Source organism: Amycolatopsis sp. SID8362 (genome assembly GCF_010550475.1).
Lineage (GTDB): Bacteria > Actinomycetota > Actinomycetes > Mycobacteriales > Pseudonocardiaceae > Amycolatopsis > Amycolatopsis eburnea.
The window spans coordinates 1-6,301 of record NZ_JAAGNB010001294.1 but is presented as its reverse complement, the minus strand read 5'-3'; the positions used below and the strand labels follow the sequence as shown (position 1 = coordinate 6,301).

Sequence of the window (6,301 nt, the reverse complement as noted above, 5' to 3'; positions counted from 1 at the left end):
CGCTGGGCGCGCTGCTCGGCGCCCTGCCCGCGGACGCGCCGCTGCGCGCGGTGGTCCACACCGCCGCCGTGCTCGACGACGCCGTGCTCGACGAACTCACGCTCGACCAGGCCGGGCGCGTGCTGCGGGTCAAGGCCGAGGCCGCGATCGCCCTGCACGAGCTGACCCGGGATCTCGACCTCGACGCGTTCGTGCTGTTCTCGTCGCTCGCGGGCACCTACGGCGGTGCGGGGCAAGGGAACTACGCCCCGGGAAACGCTTTCCTCGACGCGTTCGCGCGCTACCGCCGCGGCCTCGGACTGCCGGGGACGTCGATCGGCTGGGGGCACTGGGCGGGCGGCGGCATGGCCGACGGCGGCCTCGAGACGCGGCTGCGGCAGCGCGGAGTCCCGCCGATGCCGCCGGAGCTGGCTCTCGACGGCCTGCAGCGCGTCCTCGACCTCGACGACACGGCCGTCGTCGTCGCCGACGTCGACTGGACGGCCGCGCAGGACCCCGGCCGGTTGCTCGCTGACCTGCTCCCGCGCACCAGTAACGAAAACGTCGAACCCGGCCTGGCCGGTTTGGCGCCGGCGGAGCGGGACCGGCGGCTGCTCGAGATCGTGCGCACGCAGATCGCCGCCGTGCTCGGGTTCGCCGAGCCGGACCGGATCGACCCGGCGCGGGCCCTGCGCGACCTCGGGTTCGACTCGCTGACCGCGGTGGAGCTGCGCAACAAGCTCGGCGCCGCGGTCGGCCTGAAGCTGCCGGCCACGCTCGTCTTCGACCACCCGAGCCCGGCCGCGCTGGTCAGCCACCTCGCGTCGCACTTCGGCGCGGCGGTGGCCAGCACGGCTGTCCTCGAACGCGGTGCGGCGGACGAGCCGATCGCGATCGTGGCGATGAGCTGCCGGTTTCCCGGCGGCGTCGGCTCGCCGGAGGACCTCTGGGAACTCCTGGCCGCCGGCCGGGACACGGTCACGCCGTTCCCGGCCGACCGCGGCTGGGACGTCGACGCCGTGTACGACCCCGACCCGGAGAGCCCGGGCCGGTCCTACGTCCGGCACGGGTCCTTTGTGGACGACGTGACCGGCTTCGACGCCGCGTTCTTCGGGATCAGCCCGCGCGAGGCGCTCGCGATGGATCCGCAGCAGCGGATGCTGCTGGAGACGGCGTGGGAGGCATTCGAACGCGCCGGGATCGACCCGGCGGCGTTGCGCGGCAGCCGGGTCGGCGTGTTCGCCGGCACCAACGGCCAGGACTACAGCACCCTGCTGATGAACGCCCGCGACCAGGTCGAGGGCTACCTCGGCACCGGCAGTTCGGCGAGCGTGTTCTCCGGCCGCGTCGCGTACGCGCTGGGGCTGGAGGGCCCGGCGGTCACCGTGGACACGGCGTGTTCGTCGTCGCTGGTGGCGCTGCACCTGGCGGCGCAGGCGCTGCGGGCCGGGGAGTGTTCGCTGGCGCTGGCCGGCGGGGTCACGGTGATGTCCACGCCGATCGGGTTCGTCGAGTTCTCGCGCCAGCGCGGCCTGGCCGCCGACGGCCGCTGCAAGCCGTTCGCGGCGGCCGCCGACGGCACAGCGTGGGGTGAAGGCGCCGGGATCTTGCTGGTGGAACGGCTTTCCGACGCCCAGCGGCTCGGCCACCCGGTGCTCGCCGTGCTGCGGGGTTCCGCGGTGAACTCCGACGGCGCGTCGAACGGCTTGACCGCGCCGAACGGGCCGTCGCAGCAACGGGTGATTCGGGCCGCGCTGGCGGCCGCGGGTCTGACGGCGTCCGATGTGGACCTCGTCGAGGCGCACGGAACAGGCACTCGACTCGGTGATCCCATTGAGGCCCAAGCAGTTCTGGCGACCTACGGACAGGACCGCGCGGAACCGGTGTGGCTCGGCTCGGTGAAGTCGAACCTCGGGCACACACAAGCGGCCGCCGGCGTTGCCGGGGTGATCAAGGTGGTCGAGGCGCTGCGGAACGGGATGCTGCCCCGGACGTTGCACGTCGATGCTCCGTCGTCCGAAGTGGACTGGTCGGCCGGTTCGGTGCGGCTGCTGACCGAGCCCGTCGCCTGGCCCGCTTCCGAGCGGCCCCGGCGGGCTGGGGTGTCGTCGTTCGGGATCAGCGGCACCAACGCGCACATCGTGCTGGAGGAACCGCCCGCGGTGGCGGTGCCGGCCGAGACGTTCTCCGGGAACGTGGTGCCGTGGCTGGTTTCGGCGCGGACCGAGGAGGGGCTGCGGGCGCAGGCGTCGCGACTGCTGGAGTTCCTCGAGACCGGGCCGGATCTTGTCGCGACCGCGCGGACGCTGGCCACCGGCCGGGCGTCGCTCGAGTGCCGTGCCGTCGTGCTCGCCGCCGACCTCGACGGGTTCCGGCGTGGGCTGACCGGGCTCGCCGAGGGACGCGCGGTCGCCGAGGTCGTGCGGCCTGGGCTTGGCAAGGTCGCTTTCCTGTTCTCCGGGCAGGGTTCCCAGCGCGCCGGGATGGGGCAGGAGCTGTACGCGGCCTTCCCGGCCTACGCGGCCGCGTTCGACGCGGTGTGCGAACACCTGGACCCGCGGCTCGGTGACTTCCTCGGCTCGGCCGAGACGGAGTTCGCGCAGCCGGGCATCTTCGCGGTGGAAGTGGCGTTGTTCCGGCTCCTGGAGTCGTGGGGCGTCCGGCCCGACGCCGTGGTGGGCCATTCGGTGGGGGAGATCGCGGCCGCGCACGTCGCGGGGATCCTGTCGCTCGAGGACGCTTGCGCGCTGGTGTCCGCGCGAGGCCGGCTGATGCAGGCGTTGCCTTCGGGTGGCGTGATGATCGCGGTCCAGTCGTCCGAAGTGGACATCGAGCTTCCTGAGGGAGTGTCTCTGGCCGCGGTGAACGGGCCGGATTCGGTGGTGCTGTCCGGTGTGGAGGCCGCGGTCACGGAGTACGCGGCGAAGTTCGCGAAGACCAAGCGGCTCAACACGAGTCACGCGTTCCATTCGGCGTTGATGGAGCCGATGCTGGCGGAGTTCGCGGCGGCGATCGACGGGCTCGGTTGCGCTGAGCCGTCGATTCCCTTTGTGTCTACTGTGGATTCGTCGGCGGTGACGCCGGAGTACTGGGTGCGGCAGGTGCGGGAGCCGGTCCGGTTCGCCGAGGCCGTCGAACGGCTGCGGGCCTCGGGCGTCACCGGGTTCGTCGAGCTGGGCCCGGACGCCGTTCTGACGCCGATGGTCGATGGGGCCGTTCCTACCCTTGTCGCCGGTCGGCCCGAAGAGGCCGGTGTCCTGGCCGCGGTGGCGCACCTCGACGTCGACTGGCCGCGGGTGTTCGGCGCCGGGCCGATCCGCACGGATCTGCCGACGTACGCGTTCCAGCACGAGCGGTTCTGGCTGGACGCGGCGGACGAGCCCGATACGCTCGGGCACCCGCTGCTCAGCGCGGCGGTCGAGCTGCCCGAATCCGGCGGCCACGTGCTCACCGGGGTCCTGTCGACGCGGAAGTCGCCGTGGCTGGCCGGTCACGCGGTGCACGGCACGGTCATCCTGCCCGGCACGGCGTTCGTCGAGCTGGCCCTCCGCGCGGGCGCCGAGGCCGGATACGAAACGTTGGAGGAGCTGACGATCGCGGCGCCGTTGCCGCTGACGGAACCGGCCCGCGTCCAGGTCGCGGTCGACGCCGGGCGCCGGACGGTCACCGTCCATTCGCGACGCGACTCCGGTGAGTGGACGCGGCACGCGACCGGCGTGCTGTCCGCGGAGCCGGTGGTGGCCGAGGATCTCGGCGAGTGGCCGCCACCCGGTGCGTCCGAAGTGGACGTGACGGACCTGTACCAGGGCTTCGAGGACCGCGGGTTCGCTTACGGGCCGTCGTTCCAGGGCTTGCGGGCGGCGTGGCTCCACGAGGGTTCGGTGTTCGCGGAGGTGGCCTTGCCGGCCGCCGACCACGACGTCGCGGGCCGGTTCGGCCTGCACCCGGCGCTGCTGGACGCGGCGCTGCACGGCCTGGGCCTGGGCGGCCTCCTTCCCGACGACGGTCAGGGCCGCCTCCCGTTCACGTGGTCCGGCGTGGCCCGGCACCGCGCGGGCGCGGCGTCGCTGCGGGTGCGCTTGACGCCGATCGAGCCGGGCACGGTCTCCCTGACCGTCGCCGACGGCGAGGGGCGCCCGGTGCTGACGGTGGCGTCGCTGGTGCTGCGGCCGGTGGTTTCGCAGGTCAGCGACGCGTTGTTCCGGCTGGAGTGGCGGGAGGCCGAGCCCGGTTCTGCGGCGGCTTCGCCGGTGTTCTCGCCGGTCGAGCCGGGGGACGTCCGCACGACGACGGCCCGGGTCCTCGCGGCGATCCGCTCCTGGCTGTCGGACGACCGCGACGGCGAGCTTGCGTTCGTGACCCGCGGAGCAGTGGCGGCCGCCGACGGCGACGAGGTACCGGACCCGGCCGCAGCGGCGGCGTGGGGACTGGTCCGCGCGGCGCGCTCGGAGCACCCGGGCCGTTTCCGGCTGGTGGATCTGGACGACGGTTCGCCGGTACCGGTGCTGCCGGACGGTGAGCCGGAAGTGGCGGTGCGGGCGGGGCGGATCCTGGTGCCCCGCATCGCGCGCGGGACGGTCGGTGGCCTGGAGCTGCCGCAGGGTGATTGGCAGCTGGTGGTCACCGAGCCGGGCACGGTGGACGGCATCGCGGCGGTGCCACGCGGCTCGGCAGGCCCTGCCGAGCCGCGCTCACTCGGCGCGGGGCAGGTGCCCGGGGATGACAGCATCGCCGGTCCAGCCGCACCGCTCGCCCCCGGCGAGGTGCGCGTCGCCGTCCGGGCCGCAGGGATCAACTTCCGCGATCTCCTCAACGTCCTCGGCCGCTACCCCGGCGGCCCCGTCCCCCTCGGCCAGGAAGCCGCGGGCGTCGTCACCCACACCGGCGAAGGCGTCACGCTCACCCCCGGTGACCGCGTCTTCGGCCTCTTCCCCGGCACCTTCGCCACCCACGCCACCACCGACCACCGCCTCCTCAAGCCCATCCCGGACGGCTGGACGTTCGCCCAGGCCGCGACCACGCCCGTCGCCTTCCTCACCGCCTACTACGGGCTCGTCGACCTCGCCGAGCTCAAGCCCGGGGAGTCCGTGCTCGTCCACGCGGCCGCCGGCGGGGTCGGGATGGCCGCCGTTCAGGTGGCGCGGTACCTGGGCGCCGAGGTGTACGGCACCGCCAGTCCCGGCAAGCACGCCGCCGTCGACCTCGATGCCGCGCACCTCGCTTCGTCGCGCACCCTCGAGTTCGCCGAGCGCTTCCCGCGCATGGACGTCGTCCTGAACTCGTTGACCGGTGAGTTCATCGACGCCTCCCAGAAGCTCCTCGCCGACGGGGGCCGGTTCCTCGAGATGGGCAAGACCGACGTCCGCGAGGCGCCGAACCACCGGGCCTTCGACCTCGCCGAGGCCGGGGCCGAGCGGCTCGGCCGGATGCTCACCGAGGTGCTCGAGCTTTTCGCGGCCGGCCATCTGCGGCCGCTGCCGGTGCGCGCGTGGGACATCCGGCACGCCCCCGACGCCCTGCGGTACCTGAGCCAGGCCAAGCACGCCGGGAAGCTCGCCCTGACCGTCCCGCGTGCCCTCGACCCGGACGGCACCGTCCTGATCACCGGCGGCACCGGCGCGCTCGGGGCCGCGCTGGCCCGGCACCTCGTCCGCGGCGGCGCGAAGCACGTCGTCCTCGCCAGCCGGCGCGGGATCGACGCGCCCGGCGCCAAGGAACTCGTCGCCGAGCTGCCCGAGGTGACGGTCGCCGCGTGCGACGTCGCCGACCGGGAAGCCGTGGCCGAGCTGGTCGGGACGCTGCCGCTCACCGCGGTCGTGCACGCCGCCGGGGTGCTGGCCGACGCCACCGTCGACCGGCTCACCGAGGACGACCTCGCCGCGGTCCTGGCGCCCAAGGCCGACGGCGCGCGGCACCTGCACGAGCTGACCCGTGACGCCGACCTCGCCGCTTTCGTCCTGTTCTCCTCGGTATCGGGCCTCGCGGGCACCGCCGGGCAGGGCGCCTACGCGGCCGCCAACGCCTACCTCGACTCGCTCGCCGCCCACCGCCGGGCCGAGGGCCTGCCGGGTACCTCGATCGCTTGGGGTGCTTGGGAAACCGGCATGGCCGGTGAACTCGCCGAGGCCGACCGGGCCCGGATGAGCCGGTCCGGATTGCTGCCGCTGTCCACTGAGGACGGATTGAGCCTCTTCGACGCGGCGGTCGGCGACGCGGCGAGTCTCCTCGTCCCCATGCGGCTCGATCCGGCGGCCCTGCGCGGCGACGACGTCCCGCCGCTGCTGCGCGGGCTCGTCCGGGCGCGGCCGCAGCGCGCGTCGGC

1 protein-coding gene is annotated in these 6,301 nt (G+C 74.1%); it reads left to right on the top strand.

Annotated elements, in window-relative coordinates:
* Positions 1 to 6,301, top strand: a 6,301-nt coding sequence (locus tag G3I65_RS58645) for a type I polyketide synthase (RefSeq protein ID WP_160700681.1), incomplete at both ends; no start/stop codon positions are given.